Raw genomic sequence first — 26,200 nt, 5'->3', positions numbered from 1 at the left:
CGGGTGAACCCGGTTGAAGGCTTAGGCCTTCTTGGCGTAAGCGCTGCACCAAGCTTTGGCAGACACTTGTTTGCCAGCAAACAGTGGGCAGCCACCAGCAGCATCACCTGCTTTACCTTGGAACAAGGCACAGTTGGAGCAAGCTTGGCCAGCTTGGTGCTTGGCATTCTTGGAAGTAGCACCATCAGCTGAATATGCCAGCGCCTTGGCGTTGGCATCTGTTTCAGCAACCATAGGAGCAGCAGCCATCACTGCGCCAGAAGCCAAAACGCTGGCACCGAGTACAGATTGCATCATGAATACGCGACGTGTTGTCATAGAGTGTGTTTCCAAGTGAGTTGAACAAAAAAATCAGCAGCCAAACCAAGCGCTGCCTGAGCTAACAACGGTATTGTCAGCCATATGGTTGACAAGCAGAGAGCAGATCAAAATGCAAACAATCATTTAAATAAGTCATTTGCGATTAATGATGTTATCACCCCAGCTGACTAAGCTTTAGTTTAACGTTACCGGAACGCCAAACCATGAGCAGTAACCCTAACCGTCTTGACCATCCAGCCGGACCTGGAACAACCAAGGGGTATACATCCATAAGTAAATCAAAAACGCCAAGTTCCGTGCCACTGCGGCCAGATGAAACAGCGCATTGGTCACGGCCAGAAAAACTTGTGCGGCATTTGCACCCAAGTCAGTTTGACACTGCCGTGTGCTGTGTAAATTCGGCTCGTAAACTGTTCACCACATCCTGGCTCAAGCGGTTGCCATATTGCGCTACCACCCGGCCAGCGGCCCGGTTGGCTAGCCAGGCGGCTTGAGCATGGCTGTGACCGTGTGTCACCGCATACAAAAAGGCACCGGCAAACATGTCGCCCGCCCCATTGGTGTCGATGGCTTTGACCGCCGTTGTAGGCACTTCCGTCACATGGCCTTGCTCGATCACTAGACAGCCTTTGGCACTGCGTGTCAGACACACGGTTTTGGCCCGGGTACCCAGTTGCTGGCAAATTTGCGCCATGTCCTGGCTACCACACCACACCTGGGCTTCTTCCTCGTTGCAAAACAAGAAGTCCAGATCATCCTGCACCATGGCTTCCAGGCCGGGGCGGCAAAAATTAATCATGCTCATGTCGCTGAGCGTGGTGGCCAGTTTCACACCCGCCTGCTTGGCAATCAAGCGGCCTTTCACAGCAGCCGCCAAACCTGATGGCGAAGCGGCCAAATAACCTTCCATGTAATACACACGGGCCTTGACGATGTCATGCGGATGCAGTGCGGCCTCGTCAATTTCGGCCGTGGCACCCAAAAAGGTGCTCATGCTGCGCTCGGCATCCGGCGTCACCATCACCATACAGCTGCCGGTTTGGCCTTGGGGTGGTTTGGTGTGGGTCAGGTTGGTGGCCACGCCATGCGACAGCAGGTCTTTGGTGTAGAAATCACCCAGCTCGTCATCGGCCACGCGGCAGGAGTAAAACGCACGTCCGCCCAACTGGGCCAGCGCCACCACCGTGTTGCCCGCCGAGCCGCCACCGGTACGGTGTGATTTGACGTTGTGCACATGTTTGAGCAACTCGGTGCGCCGGGCGGCATCAATCAGTGTCATGTGGCGCTTTTCTACGCCTGCGGCTTGCAACTGCGCATCAGAGACTTCGTATTCGGTGTCCACCAAGGCATTGCCAATGGCGTAGAGGTGGTAGGTCATGTGAATTACTGCTCGACAAAGGCACGTTCAACCACAAAGTCACCCTGCTTGGTCGTGTTGCCTTCGAGGAAACCGCGTTTTTCCAGAATGTGTTTCAAGTCTTTGAGCAAGGCCGGGCTGCCACACATCATGGCGCGATCGGTGGCCGGGTCAAACTTGGGCAAACCCAGGTCGGTCTGCAATTTGCCAGACTCGATCAGGTCGGTGATGCGGCCCTGGTTTTTGAACGGCTCGCGTGTCACGGTGGGGTAATACAGCATTTGGGCACTGACCATTTCGCCCAAAAACTCATGCTCGGGCAACTCTTGCGTCAAATAGTCGTGGTAGGCCAGCTCGGCGACCTGGCGCACGCCGTGGACCAGAATGACTTTTTCAAACTTTTCATAGGTTTCCGGGTCACGCACAATGCTCAGGAACGGGGCCAGACCGGTACCCGTACCAAACAGATACAGGTTTTTGCCGGGCAACAAGTAGTCAATCAGCAGCGTGCCGGTGGGCTTTTTGCCCACCACAATCTTGTCGCCGACCTGGATGTGTTGGAGCTTGGAGGTGAGCGGGCCGTCTTGCACCTTGATGCTCAAAAACTCCAGATGGTCTTCGTAATTGGCGCTGACGATGCTGTAGGCACGCAACAGTGGTTTGCCATTGGCATCACGCAGGCCAATCATGGTGAAGTGGCCGTTGGAGAAGCGTAAGGCTTCATCTCGCGTGGTGGTGAAGCTGAACAGGCGATCAGTCCAGTGGTGGACGCTTAAAACAGTTTCATTCAAAAAAGCACTCATGGGTCGCCTTGAAAAGAGGGTCGGTAAAAGAATAAGAGTCTAAAACATCGGGCCCAAACAGCCCTGATAAATCTCAATCGCTTGCCACATCAGCCTCTACAGCTGCATTTTTCATAGTGCCCCGAAAATTTATGAAAAATCAGACTGTAGCGCTTATGTCACAAGCCCAAGCAGCTATCTTTTAAATAGCATTCAGAGTTTCGCTTCCACCCAGGCTTGCACGCTGGCCAAGGCTTGCGCCAATTGCGCGGGTTCAGTGCCACCAGCCATGGCCATGTCAGGCTTGCCGCCGCCTTTGCCGCCGACTTGCGCCGCGACAAAGTTGACCAGCTCACCGGCTTTGACCTTGGCGGTGGTGTCGGGAGTCACGCCCACGGCGATTTGCACCTTGGCCCCATCGACCACACCGAGCACAATCACGGCGGTTTTCAGCTTGTCCTTGAGTTTGTCCATGGTGTCGCGCAAGGTCTTCACATCGGCCCCTTCCAGGCGGGCCACCAGCAGTTTCACACCTTGTAGGTCTTGCGCCTGGGTCACCAGCTCGTCGCCCTGGGCGGATGCCAGCTTGCCTTTGAGCGCGGCCACTTCTTTTTCCAGGGTTTTGACGTGATCCAGCACCGTCACCAGGCGGTCATTCACCTCGGTCACCGGGGTTTTCAGCAGGTGGGCGGCATTGCCTATGCTGTCTTCCAGATGTTGCAGGTAATGCAAGGCGTTTTCGCCAGTGACGGCTTCAATCCGGCGCACACCCGAGGCCACGCCGCTCTCGGCCACCACCTTGAACAGGCCAATGTCGCCAGTGCGTGCCACATGGGTGCCGCCGCACAGTTCGCGGCTTTCGCCAATGTCGAGCACCCGCACGGTTTCGCCATATTTTTCGCCAAACAACATCATCGCGCCGGTCTTCTGGGCCGACTCGATGTCCATCACCCGCGCCTGGGTGGCGGCGTTGGCCAAAATCTCGGCATTCACACGGGCTTCAATCTCGCGGATCTCGGCATCGGTCACCGGTGCGTTGTGGGCGAAGTCAAAACGGGTGCGATCCGGGTTGACCAAGCTGCCTTTTTGCTGCACGTGGCCGCCCAGCACTTCGCGTAGGGCTTTGTGCATCAGGTGAGTGACCGAGTGGTTGCGCTGGGTGGCGGCCCGGGCGCTGGAGTTGACATGCGCTGTGACGCTGTCACCGACCTTGAGTTCGCCGGTTTTGAGCGTGCCGTGGTGGCCAAACACATCGGCCTTGATCTTTTGTGTGTCAGCCACCTCAAACAAGGCATGGTCACAGAACACCGCACCAGAATCGCCCACCTGACCACCACTTTCGCCATAAAACGGTGTGGCAGCCAGCACCAGCACCCCATTTTGACCCTCTTTTAGGCTTGTAACACTTGCACCATCAGCGTAGATAGCTACAATTTCTGTAGCTTTTGTCAAGTGTTCGTAGCCCACGAATTCATTGCCCGCACCGGTGTAGTCGAGCGCCTTGTCCATCTTGAACTTGCCGGCCGCACGGCCCTGGGCTTTTTGATGCGCCATGGCGGCATCAAAACCAGCGGAATCCACCGTCAAGCCACGTTCGCGGCACACGTCGGCAGACAAGTCCAGAGGGAAGCCAAAGGTGTCGTGCAACTTGAAGGCCACGTCACCGGGAAGCACTTTGACATCACCTGCCAGCGCCTCGTCCAGAATCTCCATACCCACTTCCAGCGTCTCGTAAAACCGCTCTTCCTCCAGCCGCAGCACCTCCATGATGCGCTGCGCCTGCTCGGCCAGATGCGGGTAGGCTGCGCCCATCTGGGCCACCAGATCGGGCACCAGTTTGTGGAAAAACGGGGTTTTCTGGCCCAGTTTGTAACCGTGGCGAATGGCGCGGCGGATGATGCGGCGCTGCACATAACCACGGCCTTCGTTGCTCGGCGGCACACCGTCGGCCACCAAAAAGGCGGTGGCGCGAATGTGGTCGGCAATCACCTTCAATGACGGATTGGTCAGGTCGGTGGTGTGGGTTTCACGCGCTGCGGCTTTGATCAGTGCGTCAAACAGGTCGATCTCGTAATTGCTGTGCACGTGCTGCAGAATGGCCGCCAGGCGCTCCAGACCCATGCCGGTGTCTACGCAGGGTGCGGGCAGCGGAGTCACCGCGCCGGTTTCGTCCATGTTGAACTGCATGAACACGTTGTTCCAGATTTCGATGAAGCGGTCGCCGTCTTCTTCAGGGCTGCCGGGTGGGCCGCCGGGAATGTGGTCGCCGTGGTCGTAGAAGATTTCGCTGCACGGGCCACACGGGCCGGTGTCGGCCATCATCCAGAAGTTGTCGCTCTTGTAACGGCCACCCTTGTTGTCGCCGATGCGGATCACACGCTCGGGCGGCAGACCAATTTCTTGGGTCCAGATGTCATAGGCTTCGTCGTCTTCTTCATAAACGGTGGCCAGCAGGCGCTCTTTGGGCAGCTTGTAGACCTCGGTCAGCAGTTCCCAAGCCCATTTCAGGGATTCACGCTTGAAGTAGTCGCCAAAACTCCAGTTGCCCAGCATCTCAAAAAAGGTGTGGTGGCGTGCGGTGTAGCCGACGTTTTCCAGGTCGTTGTGCTTGCCCCCGGCACGCAGGCAGGCTTGCACCGATGCAGCACGCACATAAGAGCGCTTGTCGGTGCCCAAAAACACGTCCTTGAACTGAACCATGCCGGAGTTGGTGAACATCAGCGTGGGGTCGTTGCCCGGCACCAAGGGACTGGAGGCCACCACGGTGTGGCCTTTGGAGGCAAAGAAATCAAGAAACGATTTGCGAATGTCGGCAACACTGATGGTGCTGGGGTTGGCGGACTGGGTCATGTCAGGGGTCTATTTCAAAAGGGTGAGACAAGGTTCGGCAGGCCCGGCGGCCTGAAGCCGCGCAAAGGAAGCCGTCTATTATCGCCCGGCCACTTGCTGACCTGTTGGTGTAGCGCTTTCAAGTTGATCTTGGTGACCGTAGCCAGCCCAACCTGGCAACAGATCAAAACACTCTGAATTTCGGAGCTACTTGCGCATGATTGACAAGCTCTAGAGGCCCATTCTTCATTCCATACAGCCCATCGACATGCGCATGAACACTGCGCCGCGCCATGGCCGGTTTATCGCGATCTACGTGCGTCGCGCTCAATGAGACCCATGAGGTCCTGCTGCCTGCGCGATGCCAAGGCAGCGCATTCACTGAGCCAATGACGGCAGTTGCGACAGAGCGGCGGCTTCGGCAGCGCAATCACGACGGGGCTTCATGCCCTGGCTGCGCACAACCAGCAACTCGGCACGCGCGGCTTCCATTTCGGCGCGAAAAGCAGCCTTGCTGTGCAGCACGGCGACGGTGGCCGCCGCGACAGAGCGGGCCTGCACCACATCACTGTGCCAGTGCACATTGCAGACATTGCGGCTTTCGCCATAGGCCAGACCGCGTGCCAGCACCGCATTGGCATGCTGGGGTGACAGCTCCGCCAAAATCAGCGCCCAGCCCCAGCCCACGGTGGCGTGTCCGGAAGGGTAAGAACTTTCCTTGAACATCTGGGCCTGGTATTCAGGGGTGCAAATAGGTTCATGGTTGACCACGAAGGGACGTGGCCTCTGGGCATGTTTTTTGGCGCTGCGGGTGGAATACCCCAAATCATCGCGGGTGCGCAGCAGCAGCTGGTACAGATACGGCGTGTCGGCTTCGGTCACGGGGGCATTCAGGGCACAAGAGAAAGTGTCGGCCGCGTTGGGAAAACTCACGTCCGCATCGGTACGGGCCAGCGCCCAGCGCGAGGTGTCGCGCAGGGCGAAACTGCGTTGGCTGATCTCTTCGTCCAGCGCCATGGCCGCTGCGCCTTGGGTCGGGTGAGGAGGCAGCAGATTCTTGCTGTCGGGCAGTTCCTGCGTGTCCAGATACCGGCTTGGCTTAGGGGCCGGGTTGGCAGGATCAGTCGATGATGGGGTGCTGAGGCTGGCGCAACCGCTCAGCATCACACCGAACAGCCCGAGCAGCCAGCGCCGAGGCAGCGTGTCTTGAGGGGTAAAGCGTGGTGTCATGCATGTGCTCCCGAAATGTGGATCATCAAAAGGTCGGGATCAGCATAACAGCCTGTTTGGAAACAACGCACCCCAATCCAGCGCGGCCAATGGGAAGAGAAATGCTCAGATCACGCCACGGCTTCGCAGAGTGGCCACTTCTGCCGCGTTCAAACCCAACTCAGCCAGCACCTCATCAGTGTGTTCCCCCAAGCTGGGTGGCGCGCGGCGCAACACGGGCGGCGTGGCTTGTAGGCGCAGCGGGCTGGCTACAGTTGCTATATTTTCAATAGCTGCTTGCACTTGATTTACCTGCTCTACAGGCTGTTTGATCACTAAACCACGGGCTTGTACCTGTTCATCGGCAAAGGCCTGGGCCATGTTGTTGATCGGGCCGCAGGGCACGGCCTTGTCTTCCAGCAGGGTAATCCACTGGGCGGTGCTGCGGGTGCGGGTGACGGTTTGCATCAAGGGGATCAGCACCTCGCGGTGTTTCACGCGCAGGGTGTTGGTGCGAAAACGGTCGTCTTGTGCCCATTCGGCTTGGCCTGCGGCTTCACAAAAACGGGCAAACTGGCCGTCATTGCCCACGGCCAACAGCATTTGGCCATCTGCCGTCTCGAAGGTCTGGTACGGAGCCAGGCTGGGGTGGGTGTTGCCCTGGCGTTGCGGTACTTTGCCGGTGTTCAGAAAGCCCGCCGCCTGATTGGCCAGCACAGCCATGCCGACATCGAGCAGCGCCATGTCGATGTGCTGGCCCTGCCCGGTTTGGTGACGCGCCTCGATGGCGGCCAGGATGGCGCTGCAAGCGTAGATACCGGTGAGCACGTCGATCAGCGCCACACCCATGCGCATCGGGCCGCCGCCGGGCTGGCCATCGGCGTGGCCGGTGATGCTCATCAGGCCGCTCATGGCCTGGATCATCAGGTCGTAGCCAGCGCGTTCGGCATAGGGGCCGGTCTGGCCAAAGCCAGTGACTGAGCAGTAGATCAGCCGTGGGTTGACGGCTTTGAGGCTCTCGTAGTCCAGCCCGTATTGCTTGAGGCCGCCAACCTTGAAGTTCTCCACCAGCACGTCGCTATTGCGCGCCATTTGCAGGATCAGCGCCTGGCCTTCGGGTCGGGCCATGTCCAGCGTGATGGCGCGTTTGTTGCGGTTGCAGGCGGTGAAGTAGGTGGCCTGGTCGGTGTCATTGCCGTCGGCATCTTTGAGGAAGGGTGGCCCCCAGTGGCGGGTGTCGTCACCTGCGCCGGGGCGTTCGACCTTGATCACGTCAGCCCCCAAATCGGCCAGCATCTGGGTACACCAGGGGCCGGCCAGCACGCGGGACAGGTCGAGGACTTTGAGGTGGGAGAGGGCGGCTGCTTGGGTGGTCATGTTGTCTGCTTGTTGGGTATCACGGATTCAGTGGCTGACTGGCTGGCTGTTGTGGTGCTTATGCAATGCGGGGATCGTGGACGGGCCAATGGTTGGGGTGGGCCATGTGGGCTTGGGCCGGGGGCCTCAACGCGCTGCGCTTTGCGAAGTCGGCCCCCAGCCCAAGCCCACACGGCCTGACGCGCAGTGAAGGTCGTCGACGTAAAAGACCGGGGTCCCATTCATGTGCAGGAAGATGCTCTTCAGCGGCGGTCACCAAGCTCTGCCTCAGCCCTCGACGTGTCCATTCGTTCATCGCATCCGCTGGACTGGGCATTCGGACTTCAAAACCTTGGCACACCAACGGCGCGTGTTGCAGCGGGTGGGGTATGGAAACCCGCCTCAACGCGCTGCGCTTTGCGAAGTCGGCGGGTTTCCATACCCCGCCCGCTGCCACCACGAACATTGGCGCACCCCAAATCCCGTCTCATCCGGCAATTAATTGGAATCTGACCCCAATTAACAAAACGCCTGAATCCCGGTCTGCGCCCGGCCCAGAATCAGGGCGTGGATGTCATGCGTGCCCTCGTAGGTGTTGACCACTTCCAGGTTCACCAGATGGCGGGCCACACCAAACTCGTCGCTGATGCCGTTGCCACCCATCATGTCGCGCGCCAGTCGGGCCACGTCGAGCGCTTTGCCGCAGCTATTGCGCTTCAAGATCGAGGTGATCTCGACCGCCGCCGTGCCTTCGTCCTTCATACGGCCCAGGCGCAGACAGCCTTGCAGGCCGAGCGCAATTTCGGTTTGCATGTCGGCCAGCTTTTTCTGGATCAACTGGTTGGCTGCCAGTGGGCGGCCAAATTGCTGGCGGTCCAGCACGTACTGACGGGCACGGAACCAACAATCTTCCGCTGCACCCAGCGCACCCCAGGCAATGCCGTAGCGGGCGCTGTTGAGGCAGGTGAACGGGCCTTTGAGGCCGCGCACTTCGGGGAAAGCGTTTTCTTCGGGGCAGAACACGCCGTCCATGACGATCTCGCCGGTGATGCTGGCACGCAGGCCCACCTTGCCGTGGATCGCCGGGGCGCTCAGGCCGGGTGCGCCTTTTTCCAGCACAAAGCCGCGGATCGGTCCGACTGCGCCGTCTTCGGTCACCTCTTTGGCCCAGACCACAAACACGTCGGCAATTGGGCTGTTCGAGATCCACATCTTGTTACCCGTCAGTTTGTAGCCGCCCGGTACTTTGACGGCGCGGCTGAGCATGCTGGCCGGGTCGGAGCCGTGGTTGGGTTCGGTCAGGCCAAAGCAGCCAATCCACTCACCGGTGGCCAGCTTGGGCAGGTATTTTTGTTTGGTGGCCTCGTTGCCAAACTCAAAAATCGGCACCATCACCAGCGAACTTTGCACACTCATCATCGAGCGGTAGCCTGAGTCCACACGCTCTACTTCACGGGCGATCAGGCCGTAGGCCACATAGTTCAGGCCGGGGCCACCGTAGGCTTCTGGAACCGTGGGGCCGAGCAGACCGAGTTCACCCATCTCGCGGAAGATGGCGGGGTCGGTTTGTTCGGCGCGAAAGGCTTGCACCACACGCGGTTGCAGCTTGTCCTGGCAGTAGGCAGCGGCGGCCTCTTTGATCATGCGTTCATCGTCGGTGAGTTGCTGTTCCAGCAAAAAGGGATCTTGCCAGTTGAATGCTGCGTGGGCCATGGAAGTGTCTTTCAGGAAGTTGAACAAGGTTGGCACGCATGGTAGCGCGGCAGCGGCCCAGACGACAAACGATTTATTGTCACTTTGATATGAGTTTTAAACACATTTAAATAATTGACTCACAGCAATGAAGCATTTTGTTCACCATCAAAATTGACAATCTAATCAATTAAATAAAGCGTATGAAGCTTCTATTTTTATAGTAGATTTCTGACTCATCAGAGTCTTGTTATGTACATTACGCACATCATGCGCAGAAAAATCCCTTCCCTCCAAGCCCTCGCCTGCTTTGACGCGGCGGCCCGCCACCAGAGCTACACCCGCGCTGCACAAGAGCTTTCACTCACGCAGGGTGCGGTGTCGCGCCAGCTCACCGCGCTGGAAGAGTATCTGGGTGTGGCCCTGTTCAAACGCACCCGCCACGGTGTGACACTCACCAACAGTGGGCGCGACTACGCCCAGCAAGTCGCCAGCCGCCTGAACGCCCTGGAGCAGGACACGCTCGATGTCATGAGCACCCAGGGCCGCGCCAGCGTGATCCACCTGGCCGCCGTGCCAACCTTTGCCACCCGCTGGCTGATTCCGCGCCTGCCGCAGCTTAAAAGCCAGCACCCCGGCCTCACCCTGCACATCGACACCCGCACACGCCCTTTCATGTTCACCGACTCGCCCTATGACTGCGCCCTGTACGCCGGCACACCCGAGCAGGTGAACCAATGGGCTGGCACCCGGGCCGTGAAACTGCTCGACGAAGTGGTGTTGCCGGTGTGTGCGCCAGCGCTGCTGAACGGTCAAGCCACGCTGAGCCCGCAGGCCATGGCCGGGCTGCCCCTGCTGCAACAAAGCACCCGGCCCGATGCCTGGCGGCAATGGTTTGAGGCCCAGGGCGTGAGCGCCCCGCAAGCCCTGGCAGGTGCCAGGTTTGAGCTTTTTTCCATGACCGCCGCGGCGGCGGTGCAAGGCCTGGGTTTGGCGCTGGTGCCGCCCTTGCTGGTGCAGGAAGAGCTGGTCCGCGGTGATTTGCGCGTGGCCTGTGCGCATGAACTCATCAGCCAGCGCGCCTACTACCTGGTCAGGCCCGAGACCGATGACAACGCAGCGGCCACACAGTTGTTTGAGGATTGGTTGGTGCGGACGATCACAACGCAGCACAAAACGCTATAAGCGTATATCCGAACTCATTCAAGGCTGAAAAATGGACATCAATCTGACGGATTTCCGTGTGAAAGAGGGACAAAAAGTGGTCCTCAAAGACTGGCCAACCTTGGTTAAATCAGCCTGCACCTCCAAAAAGGCGTACCAAAAATCTCTTGACAAACAAGTGGCCGAACTCAGCGAGTTGCAGCAACTGCACTACGCCTCTGACCGGTACGCCGTGTTGCTGATTTTTCAGGCCATGGATGCCGCGGGCAAGGATGGCGCCATTCGCCATGTGATGTCCGGGATCAATCCGCAAGGCTGTCAAGTGTTCAGCTTCAAGCACCCCAGCGCCTCGGACCTGGATCATGACTTTTTGTGGCGCACCAATCAGTGCCTGCCCGAGCGCGGGCGCATTGGCATCTTCAACCGGTCTTATTACGAAGAGGTATTGATCGTGCGGGTGCACCCGGAAATTCTTCAGGCGCAGCGCCTACCCGACACCCCCAAAAAAATGACCACCCTCTGGCAAGAACGCTACCGCTCGATTGTTGACATGGAAAACCACCTGCATCGCAACGGCACGCGCATTGTCAAGTTTTTCCTGCATTTGTCCAAAAACGAGCAACGCAAGCGCTTTCTGGCCCGCATTGATGAACCAGAGAAAAACTGGAAATTCAGCGAGGCCGACATGCAGGAGCGCGAGTTCTGGCCGCAGTACATGCAAGCCTATGAAGACTGCTTGAGCGCCACCAGCACCCAGACAGCACCTTGGTATGTGGTTCCCGCCGACGACAAAGAAAATGCCCGACTGATCATTTCAAGCATCGTGCTGGATGTCTTCAAGGGCCTCAACATGGCTTACCCGGAGCTAAGCCCGCAGCGCTTGCGTGAACTCAAAGACATCCGCAAGAAACTGGTGAACTGACAACACGCTTATTGATTCAGTCCAACGATGTTTGAAGTTCCGTTCGGGCCGGATCAACAGGATGCAGCCCGTCAAATGCCGCCGTTGCACTGCTCTTCCAGAAAGGTAAACAGTGCCGGTTCGGTACAAAAAATCACGTTAAAACGCAGCCAGGGGCTGGTGCGTAATTCCGGGCTGAACAAGTGCCCAGGGCCAAGCAAGATGTCTTGTTCAGAAGCTTTGTAGGCCAGCTCACCCGAATCCGGCAGCGCCGGGTGTTTGGCCCACAAAAAAATCCCGGCCTTGGGCTCATGAAAAATCTCAAACCCGACCTTGAGCAGCTTGGATGCAGCTTGCACATGAACCTTGGCCAGGCGCTCACGCAGGCTTTTGACATGTTTGCGGCAACGCCCATCGGTCAATGCACCATGAGCCAGCCGCTCACTGAACTCGGACGAGGTCAGGCCCGAGATCATCTTCAGTTGTGCCAGATCTTCCAGTAAATCCGGGTTGGCCGCCACATAGCCGACGCGGATATTGGGCGAAATGGTCTTGGAAAAACTGCTGATGTAGATCACCCGGTTGAGCTGATCCAGGCTAGCCAGCGACGGCCTGGGCTCGGGGTCCAGATCGGCATAAATGTCGTTTTCCACCACCAGAAAGTCGTGTTTATCGGCCAGCTGCATCACCCGGTGCAGATGCGACAACTGGGCCACCGAGCCGGTGGGGCTCTGCAGGCGGGGCTGGGTGAAGAACAATTTGGGTTGCTCTTCAATCACCAACCGCTCCAGTGCCGCCAGGTCGTAGCCGGTGGGCGTGCGTGGTACACCAATCAGGCGTGCACCCAAAAACCGCAGAGAAAACAGCAGGTTGGGGTAACCAGGGTCATCCACCAGCACCGCATCTCCTGGGCGCACCAGGCGGCGTGCCACCAGATCCATGGCCTGACTTGAACCTTGGGTGAGCAGCACCTGCTCGGGCGTGACGGCAATTTCCTGCTCGGCCAGAAGTTCACGCACCAGTTGACGCAAGGGCAGATAACCCTTGGGCTCGCCATACCCACTCAAATCCACATCGGCAGCGGCCAAATTGCGCAAACCGCGGCGCACACCGTCCTGAAACAACCAGTCACCCGGCAACCAGCCGCAGCCGGGTTTGATGCTGAGCGCCCGGTTTTCAAAAATACGCCGCAGGTACCACATCGAGTCAAAGCTGAAATTCGGGCCGTGACCGGGGAGCACACTGACTGAGGTGGGTCGCTGTTTGACAAAAAAGCCGGAATGCGGCCGTGAAGCAAAGTAGCCCAGCGCCACCAGGCGGTCATAGGCATCCACCACGGTGAACACACTCACATTGTGGGCATGGGCAAACTGGCGGATCGAGGGGGCTTTGGAACCCGGGCGGAGTTCACCGGCATCAATCACCGAACGAAAGCCCTCCACGATCTGGAGTACCAGGGGTACAGAACTTTGCGGATTAAGCATCAACATAGGCCACCTAGGGTTTACATGTACAGGTAGACAGAACCATACAGTACATCTTCAAAAAAGGGCTAACTGTATATGGTTGGTTCGAAATATCGCCTCTACAGTTACATCACTTTATCAACGCCAACCTTGATCATTCATTTGGAGACAGGTGAATTTTTTCGGTTTAACCCATGAACAGGACCCCTATGCTGACCAAGACCCAACAAACCAACGCCGCCCTGATGGCCCGCCGCAAAGCGGCTATTCCCCGTGGCGTTGGCCAAAGCCACGAAGTTTTCATTGCACGTGGTGAAAACGCCGAGGTGTGGGACGTGGAAGGCAAGCGCTACATTGACTTTGCCGGTGGCATTGCCGTGCTCAACACCGGCCACTGCAACCCCGAGATCGCCCAAGCGGTCAAAAAACAGATCGACCTGTACACCCACACCTGTTTCCAGGTACTGGCTTATGAACCCTACGTGGAACTGGCCGAGCGCTTCAACGCATTGGCACCCGGCAACTTTGCCAAGAAAACCCTGTTCCTGACCACCGGAGCCGAAGCGGTTGAAAACGCCGTCAAGATCGCACGCTCGTACACCAAACGCAGCGCTGTGATTGCCTTCACCAGCTGCTACCACGGCCGCACCCTGCTGACTTTGGGCCTGACAGGCAAGGTCGCCCCCTACAAAACAGGTTTTGGCCCATTTCCCGGCGAGATCTACCACGCACAATTCCCGAATGCCGCACACGGCGTGAGTGTGGACGACTCCATCGCATCCATTGAATCGATCCTGAAAAACGACGTGGAAGCCAGCCGTGTGGCCGCCATCATTGTGGAGCCCGTGCAAGGTGAAGGCGGCTTTAATGTCGCTCCCACTGATTTCCTGGAACGTGTGCGCGCCCTGTGTGACCAGCACGGCATTCTGATGATTGCTGATGAAATTCAAACCGGCGCTGGCCGCACAGGCACCTGGTTTGCCATTGAACAAAGCGGTGTGGCCCCGGACATGATCACCATGGCCAAATCCATCGCCGGTGGCTACCCCTTGTCTGGCGTGGTGGGTCGTGCCGAAGTGATGGACGCCCCCGCAGCCGGCGGCTTGGGCGGCACTTATGCCGGTAGCCCGGTGGCCTGTGCTGCCGCGCTGGCCGTGCTGGACGTGTTCGAGAAAGAAAATCTGCTGGAGCGCAGCCGCAGCCTGGGTGCGCACATGGTGAGCCGCCTGAAGGCCATCGCCGCCAAAGACCCACGTATTTGTGATGTGCGTGGTTTGGGTGCCATGGTGGCCATTGAACTGTGCAAGAACGGTGATGCGCACCAACCCAGTGCAGAGCTGGCCAAAGCCCTGGCAGTTGAGGCCACCCAACGTGGTCTGATCTTGCTGACCTGTGGCACCTATGGCAACGTAGTACGCATTTTGGTGCCACTGACCGCCAGCGATGCGATCGTGAACGAAGGTCTGGACATCATCGAAGCCAGTCTGGCAGCGATTGCCTGACTGGCACAGTATTTGCATAGTTAAAACAGCTCAGGCCCTTTATACACGGGCACTGAGTGCTTTTGAAAGAATAGCAAATAATGGCATTGTCTGACCCCCTGGTTCGCTTCACCAGCGTCCAAAAAACCTATGACGGCAGCACCCTGGTGGTGCGTGACCTGAACCTGAATATCCAGAGTGGTGAATTCCTGTCACTTTTGGGGCCTTCGGGTTCAGGCAAAACCACCACGCTGATGATGCTGGCCGGGTTTGAGTCACCCACCTCGGGTGAAATCTTTCTGGCGGGCAAACCCATCACCAAAACGCCGCCACACAAGCGCAACTTTGGCATGGTGTTCCAGAACTACGCGCTGTTTCCGCACATGACGATTGCCGACAACGTGGCCTACCCGCTGACGGTACGTAAGCTGGGCAAGTCGGAGCGCGAAGACAAGGTTAAACGTGCACTGGACATGGTGCATCTGGCTGACAAGGGCGACCGCTATCCGGGCCAGCTCTCGGGTGGGCAACAGCAGCGTGTGGCACTGGCGCGGGCGCTGGTGTTCAACCCGCAACTGGTGCTGATGGACGAACCGCTGGGCGCGCTGGACAAGCAATTGCGTGAGCACATGCAAATTGAGCTGAAAGAATTGCACCGCAAGCTCGGCCTGACCTTTGTGTACGTGACGCACGACCAGTCCGAAGCACTCACCATGTCCGACCGAGTGGCGGTGTTCAACGACGGGCTGATCCAGCAGATTGACCCGGTCAACACACTGTATGAAACCCCGGTGAACCGCTTTGTGGCCAGCTTCGTGGGCGACAACACCGTGCTGGATGCCCAAATCACAGCCACCGAACGTGGTGCCGGTGGCAACTGCCAGGTGCGCCTGCCCGGTGGTGCCACCTTGCAGGGACTCGACATCAATGGTGCACCGCTGAACTACCCGGTACAAGCCTGCATCCGTCCTGAACGGGCGCTGATTTGCCCCGGCAACCAGCCGGCCCCCGCCAACAGCCTGAGCGCCCGGGTCAACGACGTGATTTACTACGGCGACCACCTGCGTATGCGCTGCCAGGTGGAAAGCCAAGCCCCGGCTACTGTCAAGATTGCGCTCTCTGGCCCCAACATCCCGCAAGCCGGTGATGCCATCTGGCTGGTGTTGCCTCCCGAGCATTTGCGGGTCTATGCCTGACCCGTGTGCATTTTTAAGCCCTGTTTTTCACCCCCCAAAAGAAGGAAACTGTCGATGAAACTTACCCCCCTGGTTGCGGCCTGCGCCGCGCTGTTTACCCTTTCTGCTCAAGCCGAAACCCAGTTGACCGTGGTCAACTTCGGTGGAGCCAATGGCAACGCCCAAAAAGTGGCTTACTTTGCGCCCTACGAAAAAACCACCGGCAACAAAATTGTGGGTGTGGAATACAACGGCGAACAGGCCAAGATCAAGGCCATGGTCGAGTCCAAAAATATCAGCTGGGACGTGGTGGAGGTCGAATCCCCCGATGTGACCCGTGGTTGCGACGAAGGCCTGTTTGAAAAACTCGACTACAGCAAAATTGGCAACAAGGCTGACTTCACCCCGGCAGCCGTACACGAATGTGGCATTGGCACCTTCGTCTGGTCCACGGTGATGGCCTACGACGGTGACAAGCTCAAGACCGCCCCCACCACCTGGGCTGATTTCTGGGACGTGAAAAAATTCCCCGGCAAACGCGCCATGCGCAAGGGTGCCCGCTATAACGTTGAATTTGCCCTGATGGCTGATGGCGTGCCGGTGGCCGACGTGTACAAGGTGCTGAAAACCAAAGAAGGTGCTGACCGTGCCTTCAAGAAACTCAGCGAACTCAAGGCCAACATCCAGTGGTGGGAAGCCGGTGCGCAGCCGCCCCAGTTCCTGGTGGCCGGTGACGTGGTCATGACCACCGCCTACAACGGTCGTATTGATGCCGCCCAGCGCGAAGGCAAACACCTCAAGATCACCTGGACCGGTGGCATTTATGACCTGGACTACTGGGTCATGCCCAAGGGCACCCCCAACAAGGAAGCCGCCCTGAAGTTCATCGCCTTGGCCAGCAGCCCCGATGCACAGGCTGAATACGCCAAAAACATCGCGTACGGCCCGACCAATACCAAAGCATTGGCCAAGCTCGATGCCAAGGTGCTGAGCCAGTTGCCCACTGCCCCCGCCAATGCCAAGACAGCCTTGCAATTCAACGTGAGCTTCTGGGCTGACCAGGGCGAGGCGCTGGAGAAGCGTTTCACCGCTTGGGCCGCACAGTAATCTGACCCCAGAGAGAAGGTAATGACCGTGACAACGATAACTGCAGCCGTGATACCCGGCAATCTGGCGGCACAACTGCGGCGTTCGCAGCGTCGTAAAAAGGCCTTTGCCATCTCTCTGACCTTGCCTTTGCTGATTTTCCTGCTGGCCACCTTTATTGTGCCGATTGGCGCGCTGCTGATGCGCGCAGTCGAAAACCCTGAAGTGGCCAGCACACTCTCACACACCGTGGCCGCGCTGGACAAGTGGGACCGCACCTCCCATCCACCAGATGCAGCCTACGCAGCACTGGCCACAGACCTCGCGGGTATTGCCGAACAATCTGATGCCGGCGGGCTGGCCCGCCGCCTGAACAGTGAAATCAGCGGCGCCCGCTCACTGATCATGAGCACCTACCGCGCCCTGCCCTTTGATGCGGGCTTGACGCCTGCACAAGTCAAGGCCCACATGCTGGAGCTGGACCCCCGCTGGGAAGACCTGGGCTACTGGCAAGCCATCGCCAAAAACGGCTCACGCTGGACACCCGACTATCTGCTGGCCTCGGTCGACATGAAACGCAACATTCGCGGCGAAATTGTGAACGTGGATGCCGATTCGGCCGCCTTCTTCAAGATTTTGATGCGCACCTTCAGCGTCAGCGGTGTCGTCACGGTTTTTTGCCTGTTGCTGGGTTATCCGCTGGCGTACTGGCTCTCCACCCTGACCCCGCGTCAGGCCAATATCTTGATGATTCTGGTGCTGGTGCCGTTCTGGACCTCGGTGCTGGTGCGTTCTGCGGCCTGGATTGTGTTGCTGCAGACCAATGGGGTGATCAACCGATTTTTCATGGACCTTGGCCTGATCAATGAGCCCTTGCCACTGCTGTTCAACCGCATCGGGGTCATCATTGCCATGGTGCACATCCTGTTGCCCTTCATGATCTTGCCGCTGTACAGCGTGATGAAATCCGTGCCACCCACCTATTTGCGGGCTGCCGTGTCGCTGGGCAGTTCCCCTCTGGCGGCGTTTTTCCGGGTCTACATGCCACAAACCTTTCCGGGCATGGGGGCGGGTGGCCTGCTGGTGTTTATCCTGAGTATTGGCTACTACGTGACACCAGCGCTGCTGGGCGGACCCGATGACCAGATGCTGAGCTACTACATTGCCCAGTACACCAACGTCAACGTCAACTGGGGTATGGCCTGTGCATTGGGTGCCGTGCTGCTGTCCGCCACACTGGTGTTGTACGCGGTGTACCGCCGCGTGGTGAAGTCTGAATTGAGTCTGGGGTAAACCACATGTCACTTCCTGCCCGTCCCATGTTCCCGGCCTACGCCACCTTCACCGACAAGCTCGGCTGGTACGCCCTGCGCGGCCTGGGTGTCCTGGTGCTGCTGTTTTTGTTGCTGCCGATTCTGGCCATCATTCCTCTGTCGTTCAGCTCCAGCTCCTTCCTGGCATACCCCATGCCCGGCTGGTCCATGCAGTGGTATGACAACCTGTTCACCTCCGATGCGTGGGGTCGCGCCACCCGCAACAGCTTCATCGTGGCCCCTCTGGCGACCCTGCTGGCAACCATTCTGGGCACCCTGGCGGCCGTTGGTCTGGCTCGCATCCAGTTCTGGGGCAAGGGTTTGCTGATGAGCCTGCTGATCGCCCCGATGGTGGTTCCCATTGTGGTGGTAGGGGTGAGTACCTACCTGTTTTTCGCCAAGATCGGTCTCAACGACACGTACCTGGGCCTGGTGCTGGTGCACGCCGCCTTGGGTGCACCCTTTGTACTGACCACCGTCCTGGCCACCTTGCAAAGTTTCAACGAAAACCTGATCCGCGCTTCCTTGAGCCTGGGTGCCGGTCATATTGCAACCTTCTTCCGGGTCACGCTGCCCATCATTGCGCCAGGGGTGATTTCAGGCGCGCTGTTTGCCTTTGCCACTTCATTTGACGAAGTGGTGGTGACGCTGTTTATTGCCGGCCCCAACCAGGTCACGCTGCCACGCCAGATGTTCACCGGTATCCGCGAAAACATCAACCCCACCATTGCCGCCGTGGCAACGCTGCTGATCATCTTCACCACCACCCTGATGCTCGGGCTGGAGTGGCTGCGCGGGCGCAGACGCTGAGTCGACGCCCCATTCAAATGCTATTGAAAATAGAGCTGCTTACGCTTGTTTGACTTGCCATAGAGGCCAATTTTCTTTAAAAACCATGCATCCAACCCAACTCCGCAACCAACCCCTGTCCGGCAATTCAATGCCACGTTTTGGTGGTATCGCCAGCATGATGCGTCTGCCGGTGGTCCACACGGCCCATGGTCTGGATGCTGCATTTGTCGGCGTGCCGCTGGACATTGGCACCAGCCACCGCCCCGGCACACGCTTTGGGCCACGCCAGATTCGTGCCGAGTCGTCGCTGATCCGGCCCTACAACATGGCCACGGGGGCTGCACCGTTCGACACCCTGCAGGTAGCGGATCTGGGCGACGTGCCGATCAACACCTATTCGCTGGAGAAATCGGTGACGATCATCACCGACTACTATGACGAGTTGCTGGCGCACAACTGCATTCCGCTGACCCTGGGTGGTGACCACACCATTGCATTGCCCATTTTGCGCGCCATAGCCAAAAAACACGGCCCGGTCGCGCTGATCCACGTGGATGCCCATGCCGATGTCAACGACGACATGTTTGGTGAGCGCATCGCCCACGGCACACCGTTTCGCCGCGCGATAGAAGAAAACCTGCTGATGTGCTCCAAGGTGTTCCAGATCGGCCTGCGCGGCAGCGGCTATGCGGCGGACGACTTTGACTGGCCGCGCCAGCAAGGCTTCACACTGGTCCCCGCGCATGAAGTCTGGTGGCAATCCCTCGCCCCCCTGATGGCACGTGTACGGCAAACCATAGGCAACACCCCGTGTTATCTGAGCTTTGACATTGACGGCATTGACCCGGCGTACGCGGGTGGAACCGGCACCCCGGAAATTGGTGGCCTGAACGTGCCACAGGCGCTGGAAATTGTTCGCGGGTGTTACGGGCTTAACATCGTTGGTGCAGATCTGGTCGAAGTCTCACCGCCCTACGACACCACGGGTAACACCGCCCTGCTGGGAGCCAACTTGCTGTTCGAGATGCTGTGTGTGCTGCCAGGTGTGCTCACACGCTGATCAAAACTATTGTTTTTATAGCTATCAATACTTATTAAACGGGCGCTAGAGCCCAATTTCTTTTATAAATAAAGGAGCCTTCATGTCTGACCCTGTTTCGCCTCTCTCCCTCCTCAAAGACCCCAGCCTGCTCAAAACCGATGCGCTGATCAACGGCCAGTGGGTCGCGGGCAGCAGCCGCTTTGTCGTGACCGACCCGGCCACCGGTGCCCACCTGGCTGATGTGGCCAACCTGGGGGCTGCGGATGCCGAAGCAGCGATCAACGCCGCCAACGCCGCCTGGCCGGCCTGGCGCAACAAGACCGCCAAAGAGCGCAGCATCATCCTGCGCAAGTGGTTTGACCTGATCATGGCCAACCAAGACGATCTGGGCCGCATCATGACCGCCGAACAGGGCAAACCGCTGGCCGAGGCCAAAGGCGAAGTCGCCTACGGGGCCAGCTTTGTCGAGTGGTTTGCCGAAGAAGCCAAGCGCGTCAACGGCGAGACCCTGCCGCAGTTTGACAATAACCGCCGCCTGCTGGTGCTGCGCCAGCCCATCGGTGTCTGCGCCGCCATCACGCCGTGGAACTTCCCCATTGCCATGATCACCCGCAAGGTCGCTCCGGCCCTGGCCGCTGGCTGCACGGTGGTCATCAAACCGGCTGAACTCACCCCGCTGACCGCCCTGGCCGCGGCCGAACTGGCGATTCGCGCCGGCATTCCCGCTGGCGTGCTGAACATGGTCACAGCGGATGCCGACAACTCGATTGCTGTCGGCAAAGCCATCTGCGCCAGCGACATCGTGCGCCACATCAGCTTCACCGGCTCGACCGAAGTGGGCCGGATTCTGATGGCGCAAAGTGCCCCCACGGTGAAGAAAATGTCGCTCGAATTGGGCGGCAATGCACCCTTCATCGTGTTTGACGATGCTGACATTGACAGCGCGGTGGAAGGCGCTTTTGCCAGCAAGTACCGCAATGCCGGCCAAACCTGCGTCTGCTCCAACCGCCTCTACGTGCAAGCCGGGGTGTACGACGAGTTTGTGGCCAAGTTTGCCGCCAAGGTCAAGACCGCCAAGGTTGGCAACGGCTTTGACGACGGGGTCAACCAAGGCCCGCTGATCGAGGAAGCCGCCCTGCAAAAGGTGCAACGCCATGTGGACGACGCAGTGGCCAAGGGTGGTCGCGTGGTCGCGGGTGGCAAACGCCTGCCCGGCCTGTTCTACGAGCCCACCGTGGTGGCCGATGCCAGCGCCGACATGTTGTGCGCCCGCGAGGAAACCTTTGGCCCGTTCGCGCCGGTGTTCAAGTTTGAAACCGAAGCTGAGGCCATTTTTGCCGCCAACAACACCGAGTTTGGCCTGGCCAGCTACTTCTACAGCCGTGACGTGGGCCGCATCTGGCGCGTCAGTGAGGCGCTGGAATACGGCATGGTGGGCGTGAACGTGGGTATTCTGGCCACCGAGCATGTGCCATTTGGCGGGGTCAAACAGTCCGGCCTGGGCCGTGAAGGTTCACACCACGGCATCGACGACTATGTTGAAATCAAATACGTGTGTGTGGGCGATATTCTGAAATAAACACAAATCGCTCTCTTATTGAGAGCTACTCACGCTTGTTTGACAAGCGTAAGAGGCCTTAAATGCTTATAGATTCTGGCAAAACCTGAAGATCTGCGCCGGAGCCGCCCAGGCCCCTATAATTCAGGCCTCTGCGGGTGTCGTTCAATGGTAGGACTCTTGCTTCCCAAGCAAATAACGTGGGTTCGATTCCCATCACCCGCTCCAGATTTTTCGCTCCAGACAAAAAGCCCTGAAACCAAGCTGGTGTCAGGGCTTTTGTCATTGGCGGCAGAAGCCGCCAAGCAGGCTCACATGTGGTCAATCATGACCTGGCCGAAGCCCGAGCAACTCACCTGGGTGGCACCGTCCATCAGGCGGGCAAAGTCGTAGGTGACCTTCTTGCTCTTGATCGAACGTTCCATCGACGCAATGATGGCATCCGCAGCTTCTTTCCAGCCCATGTGGCGCAGCATCATCTCGGCGGACAGAATTTCCGAACCTGGGTTCACATAGTCCTTGCCCGCATACTTGGGTGCCGTGCCATGGGTCGCCTCAAAGCAGGCCACGTTGTCAGACAGATTGGCACCCGGTGCAATGCCAATACCGCCCACCTGAGCTGCCAGCGCGTCGGAAATGTAGTCGCCGTTCAGGTTCAGGGTGGCAATCACGCTGTATTCTGCCGGGCGCAACAAAATTTGCTGCAGGAAGGCATCGGCAATGCTGTCCTTGACAACAATGTCCTTGCCCGTTTTCGGACTCTTGAACTTGCACCATGGGCCACCGTCGATCAGTTCCGCGCCAAACTCCTTTTGCGCCAAAGCGTAGCCCCAGTCACGGAAACCCCCTTCGGTGTATTTCATGATGTTGCCCTTGTGCACCAGGGTCACATTGGGTTTGTCGTTGTCAATGGCGTACTGGATGGCTTTGCGCACCAGACGCTCGGTGCCTTCACGTGACACCGGCTTGATGCCGATACCCGAGGTTTCGGGGAAACGGATTTTGGTCACACCCATTTCTTCCTGCAAAAACTTGATCAGCTTTTTGGCATTGGCTGACTCAGCCACAAACTCGATACCGGCGTAGATGTCTTCCGAGTTTTCGCGGAAGATCACCATATTGGTTTTTTCAGGTTCTTTGACCGGGCTGGGCACACCTTCAAAATACTGGATCGGGCGCAGGCAGACAAACAAGTCCAGTTCCTGGCGCATGAACACATTGAGCGAGCGGATACCGCCACCAATCGGGGTGGTCAGCGGGCCTTTGATCGACACCACATATTCTTTCAGCGCTTCCAGCGTTTCAGTGGGAAACCACACATCCGGGCCATACACACGGGTGGCTTTTTCTCCGGCATAGACTTCCATCCAGTGGATTTTTCTGCTGCCACCATAGGCCTTGGCTACCGCTGCGTCCACCACCTTGATCATCACCGGCGTGATATCCAACCCAGTGCCATCACCTTCAATGAAGGGAATGATGGGCTGGTCTGGCACGTTTAATGAGTTGTCGGCATTGACGGTAATTTTTTGGCCTTCTGAAGGCACCTTGATGTGCTGATACATGGACATGAGTCTCCGTTAATTGATCAATCATCCTGTTTTGAGTCGCGCCATTTTTTATCCTGCGCCTCAGGGCTTCCCCTGACGAATTTAATTCTATTCCGAATAAATTCGTCAACCCTGTCAACCAAGCGTCGCTACCCCCCGTTGTAGATGCACCTTCTTTGATTTCGAAGGTTTACAGTCTTAACGTTATTTCAAGGACATTTTCAAATGAACAAACTTCTCGCTGCTCTGATTGCTGGTCTCTTCGCTGTTGGCGCTTTTGCTGCTGATGCTCCTGCCGCTGCTCCTGCCGCTGCTCCTGCTGCTACCGCAGCCACAGATGCACCTGCAGCACCTGCAAAGAAAGCCAAAAAAGCCAAGAAAGCCAAGAAAGCTGCTGTCAAGGCTTCTGCCGCTCAATAATCAAGCCCTTGGCTTTGAGCAAAAAAGTCCGCTCTGGCGGGCTTTTTTTTGTCTGAATGCCGCAAAATCCAGCCATGAAAATTCTCCAAGTCGCCCTGTTCTGTGCCGCTGTAGCCTGCTCAACTGCCAGCTACGCTCAAGACAACCCTCAAATGAACCTGCCGCGCACCCCCATCACCGCAGGCATGTATTTGATCGACACCCAGGTGGCCGCTACCCCGGATCAACGCGCTACCGGGCTGATGTTTCGCCAGCACATGCCGCAAGGCGAAGGCATGTTGTTTGTGTTTGATTTCCCCAGCGAGCAATGTTTCTGGATGAAAAACACACAGTTGCCACTGACTGCTGCTTTTGTGGCCGATGACGGCACCATCGTCAACCTGGCTGACATGAAACCACAAACCACCGATTCACATTGCTCGACCAAACCGGTGCGCTTTGTGCTGGAAATGAACCAGGGCTGGTTTGCCCAGAAAGGCATCAAGGCCGGATTCAGATTGCGTGGACCGGCATTCAAGAATCCCTAAAACCAGGTGGTGATTCAAATACGCTTGTTTTTATAGCTTTTCACGCTTATTTGACAAGCTCTACACACCGAAATAGCCATAAAAAAACCACCCGAAGGTGGTTTTTTTATGGGCGTAATGCCAACACTCAGGCAAAGTTGGCTTCAGCAAAGCGCCAGTTCACCAGGTTGCTCAAGTAGGTTTCCACAAATTTCTGGCGCAGGTTTCGGTAGTCGATGTAGTAAGCGTGTTCCCACACATCCACGGTCAGCAACGCCTTGTCAGCGGTGGTCAGTGGTGTGCCAGCCGCACCCATGTTGACGATATCGACCGAACCGTCGGCCTTTTTCACCAGCCAGGTCCAGCCTGAGCCAAAGTTGCCCACGGCAGATTTGACAAAGGCTTCCTTGAACGCCGCATAGCTGCCCCATTTGGCGGTGATGGCCTCAGCCAGTGCGCCGGTGGGTTCGCCGCCGCCATTGGGGGTAAGGCAATTCCAGAAGAAGGTGTGGTTCCAGATCTGGGCGGCATTGTTGTAGATGCCACCGCTGGATTTTTTCACGATGGATTCCAGATCCATCGCTTCAAATTCGGTGCCCTTTTGCAGGTTGTTGAGGTTCACCACATAAGCATTGTGGTGCTTGCCATAGTGGTATTCCAGTGTTTCCTGGGAATAGTGGGGGGCCAAAGCATCAATGGCAAAAGGCAGTGCAGGCAAAGTGTGTTCCATGGAATTCCCTCAATGTGTGATGTAAAGAAAAATTTATTGTAAAAACTTTCAGGGAATGGCGTTGACCACGGTCAAATCAACCGTCCCGTCAGCAAGGGTAGCCTTGAGCGCTTGCCCATCATGGATCTGCTGGCAAGAGCTGATGGTTTGCCCCCGTGTATCACTAAGCCAGGCGTAACCACGCTGCAGCACCAGTTGGGGGTCCAATAATTCCAACCGCATGGCAGCTTGCGCCAACCGCTGGCTCTGGCTTTGCACACCGCGCTGCAAAGCTTGCGGCAGGCGCGGCACCCAATGAGCCAGATGCTGTTGACGCTGCGCCAGGGCCTGGCGCAGAGACGACTGCAATTTTTGCTCCAGCGCAGCCAGGCGCAAACGCTGCACAGCCAGGCGGCTGGAGGGCCGCCCCAGCCGCATCGCCGCCGTGTCCAGCCGCTGGTTTTGGCGGTCAAGCTGGCGGGTGAGTGCATCTTGCAGGCGGCGCTGCATGTGCGCCAGCGCAGTCAACCAGGCCACTTGTGGCTGGGCCACCAGTTCGGCGGCGGCAGTGGGCGTAGGGGCGCGCACATCGGCGACAAAATCAGCGATGGTGAAGTCGGTCTCATGCCCGACACCACACACCACCGGCACCGGGCTTTGGGCAATGGCGTGGGCCAGGGCCTCGTCATTAAAAGCCCACAAATCTTCCATCGCCCCGCCGCCACGCACCAGCAAGATCACATCTACCACGGGCGGCTGATTCTTATATGAAGAATCAGACTCTAGTGCCTGTTCTGATTGCGCAAGCAGATACAGTTTTGATAGTGCCTCAAGCAATTCTGCCGGTGCCCCTGCGCCCTGCACCGAAGCAGGCACCAACACGACCGGAATATGCGGCACCCGGCGTTGCAAGGTGCTCACCACATCGTGCAAAGCTGCTGCGCCCAGTGAGGTCACCAGCCCGATGGCGCGTGGCATGGGCGGCAGGGGCCGCTTGCGCGCAGCATCAAACAGGCCCTGTCCCTCCAGCTTGGCCTTGAGCTTGAGGAATTGCTCAAACAGATTGCCCTGGCCCGCACGGGTCATGCGCTCCACAATCAATTGCAGGTCGCCCCGCGGCTCGTACACCCCCAGCCGACCCGAAACTTCCACCAGCTCACCATCACGCGGTGAAAAGTCCAGACCGGTGGCCGCGCGTTTGAACATGGCACAGCGCAGTTGCCCTGCGGTATCTTTCAGGGAAAAGTAGCAGTGACCACTGGCGGCACGCGCAAATCCCGACAACTCGCCCTGCACCGACACCGGGTTGAAGCGTGCCTGCAGCGCGTCTGCAATCGCCCGGCACAAAGCCCCCACTTGCCAAATCCGGCTCGCGGGCGATGGTTCTGTGCGCTCAAACATGCTTGCACGCCTCTGTGGGTGCGCGCAGGCTGCTCACTAATCCACAATTTTCAGAAAGAAAAATAGCCACAAAATGCGTAGCGTCAAATG

At 58.0% G+C, this 26,200-nt stretch carries 22 protein-coding genes and 1 tRNA gene; 12 read left to right on the top strand and 11 right to left on the bottom strand.

Annotation, left to right across the window (positions count from 1 at the left end):
- Window positions 1–21: 21 nt before the first annotated feature.
- The 7 genes from LDN84_RS05890 to LDN84_RS05860 all read right to left on the bottom strand — a co-directional run bounded on the left by LDN84_RS05890 (window position 22) and on the right by LDN84_RS05860 (window position 9,567).
- Window positions 22–318, bottom strand: a complete 297-nt coding sequence (locus LDN84_RS05890) for a high-potential iron-sulfur protein (protein ID WP_223909751.1) — start codon at window positions 316–318, stop codon at window positions 22–24.
- 370 nt (window positions 319–688) lie between these two features.
- Window positions 689–1,699, bottom strand: a complete 1,011-nt coding sequence (locus LDN84_RS05885; RefSeq protein WP_223909748.1) for an adenosine kinase — start codon at window positions 1,697–1,699, stop codon at window positions 689–691.
- A gap of 5 nt (window positions 1,700–1,704) precedes the next feature.
- Entirely contained in the window at window positions 1,705–2,481 is a 777-nt protein-coding gene (locus LDN84_RS05880; protein ID WP_223909745.1) for a ferredoxin--NADP reductase, read from the bottom strand.
- A 192-nt stretch (window positions 2,482–2,673) separates the two neighbouring features.
- A complete protein-coding gene (alaS, locus tag LDN84_RS05875; protein WP_223909742.1) occupies window positions 2,674–5,310 on the bottom strand; it encodes an alanine--tRNA ligase in 2,637 nt (878 codons plus the stop codon).
- 357 nt (window positions 5,311–5,667) lie between these two features.
- A complete protein-coding gene (locus LDN84_RS05870; protein WP_223909740.1) occupies window positions 5,668–6,519 on the bottom strand; it encodes an acid phosphatase in 852 nt (283 codons plus the stop codon).
- Window positions 6,520–6,624: 105 nt separating this feature from the next.
- The gene (locus LDN84_RS05865; protein WP_223909738.1) at window positions 6,625–7,875 is read right to left on the bottom strand and encodes a CaiB/BaiF CoA transferase family protein; all 1,251 of its coding nucleotides are present in this window, start codon (window positions 7,873–7,875) and stop codon (window positions 6,625–6,627) included.
- A gap of 498 nt (window positions 7,876–8,373) precedes the next feature.
- A complete protein-coding gene (locus LDN84_RS05860) occupies window positions 8,374–9,567 on the bottom strand; it encodes an acyl-CoA dehydrogenase (protein WP_223909736.1) in 1,194 nt (397 codons plus the stop codon).
- A 249-nt stretch (window positions 9,568–9,816) separates the two neighbouring features.
- Here LDN84_RS05860 and LDN84_RS05855 point away from each other — a divergent pair, with 249 nt between their 5' ends.
- A complete protein-coding gene (locus tag LDN84_RS05855; protein WP_223912794.1) occupies window positions 9,817–10,731 on the top strand; it encodes a LysR family transcriptional regulator in 915 nt (304 codons plus the stop codon).
- 31 nt (window positions 10,732–10,762) lie between these two features.
- Complete coding sequence (locus tag LDN84_RS05850) at window positions 10,763–11,632, top strand: ADP-polyphosphate phosphotransferase (RefSeq protein WP_223909734.1); 870 nt, start codon at window positions 10,763–10,765, stop codon at window positions 11,630–11,632.
- 71 nt (window positions 11,633–11,703) lie between these two features.
- Here the strand turns inward: LDN84_RS05850 and LDN84_RS05845 are convergent, their stop codons facing one another.
- Entirely contained in the window at window positions 11,704–13,101 is a 1,398-nt protein-coding gene (locus tag LDN84_RS05845; RefSeq protein ID WP_223909732.1) for an aminotransferase-like domain-containing protein, read from the bottom strand.
- A 170-nt stretch (window positions 13,102–13,271) separates the two neighbouring features.
- Between LDN84_RS05845 and gabT the strand changes: the two genes are divergently transcribed.
- The 8 genes from gabT (at window position 13,272) to LDN84_RS05805 (ending at window position 21,752) form a co-directional block, all read left to right on the top strand.
- The gene (gene gabT / locus LDN84_RS05840; protein WP_223909730.1) at window positions 13,272–14,579 is read left to right on the top strand and encodes a 4-aminobutyrate--2-oxoglutarate transaminase; all 1,308 of its coding nucleotides are present in this window, start codon (window positions 13,272–13,274) and stop codon (window positions 14,577–14,579) included.
- An 80-nt stretch (window positions 14,580–14,659) separates the two neighbouring features.
- Complete coding sequence (locus LDN84_RS05835) at window positions 14,660–15,754, top strand: ABC transporter ATP-binding protein (protein WP_223909727.1); 1,095 nt, start codon at window positions 14,660–14,662, stop codon at window positions 15,752–15,754.
- A 54-nt stretch (window positions 15,755–15,808) separates the two neighbouring features.
- Window positions 15,809–16,840 (top strand): ABC transporter substrate-binding protein, encoded by a 1,032-nt coding sequence (locus LDN84_RS05830; protein ID WP_223909725.1) that lies wholly within the window; start codon window positions 15,809–15,811, stop codon window positions 16,838–16,840.
- Window positions 16,841–16,861: 21 nt separating this feature from the next.
- A complete protein-coding gene (locus LDN84_RS05825; protein WP_435405919.1) occupies window positions 16,862–18,112 on the top strand; it encodes an ABC transporter permease in 1,251 nt (416 codons plus the stop codon).
- A gap of 5 nt (window positions 18,113–18,117) precedes the next feature.
- A complete protein-coding gene (locus LDN84_RS05820) occupies window positions 18,118–18,942 on the top strand; it encodes an ABC transporter permease (protein WP_223909721.1) in 825 nt (274 codons plus the stop codon).
- A gap of 85 nt (window positions 18,943–19,027) precedes the next feature.
- Complete coding sequence (gene speB / locus LDN84_RS05815; RefSeq protein WP_223909718.1) at window positions 19,028–19,984, top strand: agmatinase; 957 nt, start codon at window positions 19,028–19,030, stop codon at window positions 19,982–19,984.
- An 82-nt stretch (window positions 19,985–20,066) separates the two neighbouring features.
- Window positions 20,067–21,545: an NAD-dependent succinate-semialdehyde dehydrogenase gene (locus tag LDN84_RS05810; RefSeq protein ID WP_223909716.1), complete on the top strand. Its 1,479-nt coding sequence runs from the start codon at window positions 20,067–20,069 to the stop codon at window positions 21,543–21,545.
- A 133-nt stretch (window positions 21,546–21,678) separates the two neighbouring features.
- Window positions 21,679–21,752, top strand: a tRNA-Gly gene (locus tag LDN84_RS05805).
- Window positions 21,753–21,835: 83 nt separating this feature from the next.
- On the opposite strand, the gene icd is transcribed toward LDN84_RS05805, so the two are convergent.
- Window positions 21,836–23,095: an NADP-dependent isocitrate dehydrogenase gene (icd, locus tag LDN84_RS05800; protein WP_223909714.1), complete on the bottom strand. Its 1,260-nt coding sequence runs from the start codon at window positions 23,093–23,095 to the stop codon at window positions 21,836–21,838.
- A 204-nt stretch (window positions 23,096–23,299) separates the two neighbouring features.
- On the opposite strand from icd, the gene LDN84_RS05795 reads away from it, so the two are divergent.
- Window positions 23,300–23,494, top strand: coding sequence for a hypothetical protein (locus LDN84_RS05795; RefSeq protein WP_223909712.1), 195 nt, complete (start codon window positions 23,300–23,302; stop codon window positions 23,492–23,494).
- A 74-nt stretch (window positions 23,495–23,568) separates the two neighbouring features.
- Entirely contained in the window at window positions 23,569–24,021 is a 453-nt protein-coding gene (locus LDN84_RS05790; protein WP_223909710.1) for a DUF192 domain-containing protein, read from the top strand.
- 127 nt (window positions 24,022–24,148) lie between these two features.
- Here LDN84_RS05790 and LDN84_RS05785 read toward each other — a convergent pair whose 3' ends face one another.
- Together LDN84_RS05785 and xseA are read right to left on the bottom strand one after the other, a co-directional pair.
- Complete coding sequence (locus tag LDN84_RS05785; protein ID WP_223909707.1) at window positions 24,149–24,730, bottom strand: Fe-Mn family superoxide dismutase; 582 nt, start codon at window positions 24,728–24,730, stop codon at window positions 24,149–24,151.
- 48 nt (window positions 24,731–24,778) lie between these two features.
- Window positions 24,779–26,110, bottom strand: a complete 1,332-nt coding sequence (gene xseA / locus LDN84_RS05780) for an exodeoxyribonuclease VII large subunit (protein ID WP_223909704.1) — start codon at window positions 26,108–26,110, stop codon at window positions 24,779–24,781.
- Window positions 26,111–26,200 lie beyond the last annotated feature (90 nt).

The organism is Rhodoferax lithotrophicus (assembly GCF_019973615.1).
GTDB lineage: Bacteria > Pseudomonadota > Gammaproteobacteria > Burkholderiales > Burkholderiaceae_C > Rhodoferax > Rhodoferax lithotrophicus.
Note: the sequence above shows the minus strand (reverse complement) of the source record. Positions and strands in the feature narration are given on the sequence as shown.